The sequence below is a fragment of the Leisingera sp. ANG-DT genome (assembly GCF_000813785.1).
Taxonomy (GTDB): domain Bacteria; phylum Pseudomonadota; class Alphaproteobacteria; order Rhodobacterales; family Rhodobacteraceae; genus Leisingera.
Window position 1 is genome coordinate 1 of the sequence record NZ_JWLE01000055.1, and the last position, 1,511, is coordinate 1,511.

Here is a 1,511-nt window from a genome sequence, read left to right on the forward strand (position 1 = left end):
TGTCTGACGTCAGCGCCAATGGGACAGTTTAGGGTGATTTGATAAGAGAGAGTTTCTGACACATCGTAACCACCAAGGAGTGGAGATGAGACAGAAACCCGGAACCAAGCAGAGCCACGGCGAGAAGGTCGTCAAGGACATCCGTCGCGCCACCCGCAAGCAGTACTCAGCTGAGGAGAAGGTCAGGATCGTCTTGGACGGCCTGAAGGGCGAAGACAGCATTGCAGAGCTGTGTCGCCGCGAGGGCATTGCGCAGAGCTTGTATTACAGCTGGTCCAAGGAATTCCTCGAAGCCGGGAAGAAACGCTTGGCGGGCGATACGGCGCGTGCGGCGACGTCGAGCGAGGTCAAAGACCTTCGCCGTGAAGCCCGAGATCTAAAGGAGGTTGTCGCTGAGCAGGCCCTGGAGTTGCGGCTGCTCAAAAAAAGCATGATCGCAGATGGGGGCGACGGCGAATGAGGTATCCCGCATCTGAGAAGCTGGAGATCATCCGGCTGGTGGAAGGATCGCACCTGCCGACCAGGCGCACGCTGGACAAGCTCGGCATCCCCAGAACGACCTTCTACCGCTGGTATGATCGGTATTTGTCCGGCGGCCCTGAGGCGCTGAAAGATCGCAGTCCCAGGCCGTCGCGGGTCTGGAACCGCATCCCTGAGCCGGTGCGCGAGAAGATCAAGGACCTGGCCCTGCAGGAAAGCGATCTGTCGCCGCGCGAGTTGGCCGTGCGATTCACTGACACGGAAAAGTATTTTGTGTCAGAGGCTTCGGTCTATCGCATCCTCAAGTCCTACGACCTGATCACCAGCCCGGCCTATGTGGTTCTGTCCGCCTCTGACGAGTTCCGTGACAAGACGACCCGACCGAACCAGCTTTGGCAGACCGACTTTACCTACCTGAAGGTCATCGGCTGGGGCTGGTTCTACCTGTCCACGATCCTCGACGATTACAGCCGCTACATCATCGCCTGGAAACTTTGCACGACGATGAAGTCAGGCGATGTGACCGACACGCTCGACCTGGCGCTGCAGGCTTCGGGTTGTGATCAGGCGAAGGTCCTGCACAAGCCCCGCCTGCTCAGTGACAACGGGTCGAGTTACATCTCGGGCGAGTTGGCCGATTGGCTGGAAGATCGGCAGATGGATCATGTCCGCGGTGCCCCATATCACCCGCAAACCCAAGGCAAGATCGAGCGCTGGCACCAGACCCTGAAGAACCGCATCCTGCTGGAGAACTACTTCCTGCCCGGCGATCTCAGGCAGAAGATCGACGCCTTCGTCGAGCATTACAACCACCGACGATACCACGAGAGCCTGCAGAACCTCACCCCGGCCGATGTCTACTTCGGGCGCGGCCAGACCATCCTGAAACAACGAGAAAGGATCAAACGAAAGACTATCGAAACCCGGCGCTTGCTTCACCGAAGATCCGCCGCATAATCAAACCAACCAGATGAGCCAGACCCTCTCTTCGCTCAGGCAGCCAAATGGCCCAAAATCTCTGACGACGGACA

Annotated in this window: 1 protein-coding gene; it reads left to right on the top strand. The window is 58.5% G+C overall.

Annotation, left to right across the window (positions count from 1 at the left end; genetic code table 11):
- The first annotated feature begins 85 nt into the window (after nt 1-85).
- A protein-coding gene (locus tag RA21_RS21500; protein ID WP_152610606.1) for an IS3 family transposase occupies nt 86-1,437 on the top strand; the annotation gives its coding sequence in 2 pieces (ribosomal slippage) (nt 86-422 and nt 422-1,437; 1,353 coding nt in all).
- Nucleotides 1,438-1,511 lie beyond the last annotated feature (74 nt).